The following is a 2,286-nucleotide window of genomic DNA, read 5'->3' as shown; positions in this document are numbered from 1 at the left end:
CAGGCGAATGCTGCTTCCGTTTCGACATCTCTGATCTCCTTCTCGTCGAAGATCAGCAGACAGCAAATCATAGCTTACGTCAGCGTCCGATTTTCGGGGGGCAGCTCAGTAGAGATACCTGATCTGCTCCGTCCAATAGCGTTCCAACCGCCGCATGGAGGCGTTGATGCTGTTGATCCCCGGATCATCCAGCAGACCGCCCTTGTCGATGGCCTCGGCATGGCGGGCGAACAGGTCCGCCACAGTCTCGCTGATGCGTCGGCCACGCTCCGTCAGGCTGACGCGGACGGCGCGGCGGTCGATGGCGCATTTCTGGTGGTGCATGTAGCCCGCCTCCACCAGTTTCTTGAGATTGTAGGACACGTTCGAACCCTGGTAGTATCCGCGCGTGCGCAGTTCCCCCGCGGTCAGCTCGTTTTCGCCGACGTTGAACAACAGCAACGCCTGCACGGCGTTGATGTCGATGACACCCAATCGCTCGAACTCGTCCTTGATCACGTCCAGCAGCAGGCGGTGAAGACGTTCGATCATGGACAGACTGTCGAGATAATGCTCAAGAAATCCCTCGGCGCCGCTTAGGCCGCGCATCTGGTCGGGTGCCATCGCTTTGTTCATGATTGGGTCCATCCTCGAACTGATGGCCCTTGATGCAAAAGAAAGGAAAACAGCCGGTTAAATTATCCGGCTGTACCTGGGATTTTAGGTAATTCCATGAAACATCCGGATCGTCACGACCAGCGGTGCATGCACCGGGGGCGCGTCCTGCTGGCCCGTCATCCACCGATAAAGGTCCTGGTCGTTCTCTTCGATCATCGCCTCATAGGCGGCCAGTTCCCCCGCCCCGAGGTCCGCCAACCTTTTGTCCGCGAAGGGCCCGAGGATCAGGTCCATTTCCTTTGTGCCCCGCCGCCAGCTGCGCAGGCGCAGGCGTTTGAGCCGGTGTTCAGAAGTCTCCATCACGCTCATCGCTCAGCCCTTCAACGCCAGGAGCCGCCGTTCCAGCCGAAGCGCACGCTCGGCCAGCCGGGACTGCAACGCGCGGATTTCGCGCATGTCGGCGAGCAGTTCATCGACATGCACTGCCCCGATCCCATCCGCTTGGCGCGGCTCACCCACGCCCTGCCCCGTCATCAGCCAGACGATGGACACATTCAGCATCCCCGCAAGGATCTGAAGCTTGTTCGCCCGCGGCTCGGAGCGGTCATTCTCCCAGGACACAAGGGTTTCGGACTTGATCCCGAGCTGGCGGGCCAGCTGGGCAGTCGTGTATCCCTTTGCCTCGCGCGCGGCGACGATACGGTCCCCGAACGTTGCGGCCTCATCGCTGTAGTCACGGCCCGATTGCAGAGCCACCGCCTCATCAGCGTCGGTCATGTCGTTTGCTCCAATGTCGTTTGGCCCATTATGCCGAAGCATGGGCCCCGATGCATTCCAAAAGCGACGCCCTGCGACATCAGGCGCGAAGCGATGGCGCGTCAGAACGGGATGTGCAGCCGCAGACTGATGCTTTCCAGCCCCGGATTCTCGCGATAGAGGCCGGCGTTCGAACGGTGGTCTGTCATCACGCTGAGCCGCCACTCATCGAAGCGCACGCCCAGCTCAAGCCCGGTGCGGAACTCGATCGGGCCGCCAAGGTCCACGTCGCCCCCCTGCAGCCAGAGGCCGGTGACCACCTCTCCGCCTGCGAACAGTGGCAGACCCCCCAGGTCGAAGTCCCGGCGCATGGCGAACCCGGCGCCAAGATACGTCCCACCGTCCGCCGTGACGGACACCTCTGCAACGGGTTGCAGCGGGCCGTAGGTGCGATCCTGGTAAAGTTGCAGGCGCAACTCCTCGCTGAGGGTCTGCCGAGCCTCCCCCCGCCCGGATCGCCGGATCGAGGTCTGCCCCCCAGACACAACGACCGAACCGGGTGCGGGATCCCGCTCGAACCAGCCGTCCTGGCGGTCGAGCCCGGCCGATCCAAGCGCGATGAGCCAGAAAAGGATGGCGACTGTGCCGTCTTCGATCATGATACCTCCACGGGATGCGCCCCGTTTCTGGCCGAGGCCAGCGGGCAAGTCACGGAAAGACAGGGATGCGCCCGCGATCGGCGGCGGCTGTCGGCATATTTACAATAGTGCGCTGTTCCGGAACGCAAAAAGGCCGCCGGAAAACCGACGGCCTTTTTGAAATAACGATCATTCATCGAGCGACTTTGAGTTTAGCAGGTTTGGCGGTGACCTACTCTCCCACGTCTTGAGACGCAGTACCATCGGCGCGGTGGCGCTTAACGGCCGAGTTCGG

General features: G+C 62.1%; 4 protein-coding genes and 1 rRNA gene. All 5 read right to left on the bottom strand.

Annotation, left to right across the window (positions count from 1 at the left end; genetic code table 11):
• Positions 1 to 105: 105 nt before the first annotated feature.
• Complete coding sequence (locus DJ029_RS21420) at positions 106 to 615, bottom strand: MarR family winged helix-turn-helix transcriptional regulator (protein WP_112324485.1); 510 nt, start codon at positions 613 to 615, stop codon at positions 106 to 108.
• 84 nt (positions 616 to 699) lie between these two features.
• Positions 700 to 957 carry an FAD assembly factor SdhE gene (locus DJ029_RS21415; protein ID WP_198671245.1) on the bottom strand — a complete coding sequence of 86 codons (258 nt, stop codon included), beginning with the start codon at positions 955 to 957 and terminating at the stop codon, positions 700 to 702.
• A gap of 12 nt (positions 958 to 969) precedes the next feature.
• Positions 970 to 1,374 carry a helix-turn-helix domain-containing protein gene (locus tag DJ029_RS21410; protein WP_112324484.1) on the bottom strand — a complete coding sequence of 135 codons (405 nt, stop codon included), beginning with the start codon at positions 1,372 to 1,374 and terminating at the stop codon, positions 970 to 972.
• Between the two features lie 101 nt (positions 1,375 to 1,475).
• Positions 1,476 to 2,012 carry an acyloxyacyl hydrolase gene (locus tag DJ029_RS21405; RefSeq protein ID WP_112324483.1) on the bottom strand — a complete coding sequence of 179 codons (537 nt, stop codon included), beginning with the start codon at positions 2,010 to 2,012 and terminating at the stop codon, positions 1,476 to 1,478.
• A 198-nt stretch (positions 2,013 to 2,210) separates the two neighbouring features.
• Positions 2,211 to 2,286: ribosomal RNA gene (gene rrf / locus DJ029_RS22635) — 5S ribosomal RNA — on the bottom strand; the annotation flags it as partial.

The sequence above is a fragment of the Oceanibium sediminis genome, from assembly GCF_003265325.1.
Lineage (GTDB): Bacteria > Pseudomonadota > Alphaproteobacteria > Rhodobacterales > Rhodobacteraceae > Halovulum > Halovulum sediminis.
Note: the sequence above shows the minus strand (reverse complement) of the source record. Positions and strands in the feature narration are given on the sequence as shown.

Excerpts from the sequence above, each read along its gene's own strand:
- DJ029_RS21415 (WP_198671245.1), bottom strand. The coding sequence starts at position 957 with ATGGAGACTTCTGAACACCGGCTCAAACGCCTGCGCCTGCGCAGCTGG.
- DJ029_RS21410 (WP_112324484.1), bottom strand. The coding sequence starts at position 1,374 with ATGACCGACGCTGATGAGGCGGTGGCTCTGCAATCGGGCCGTGACTAC.
- DJ029_RS21420 (WP_112324485.1), bottom strand. The coding sequence starts at position 615 with ATGAACAAAGCGATGGCACCCGACCAGATGCGCGGCCTAAGCGGCGCC.
- DJ029_RS21405 (WP_112324483.1), bottom strand. The coding sequence starts at position 2,012 with ATGATCGAAGACGGCACAGTCGCCATCCTTTTCTGGCTCATCGCGCTT.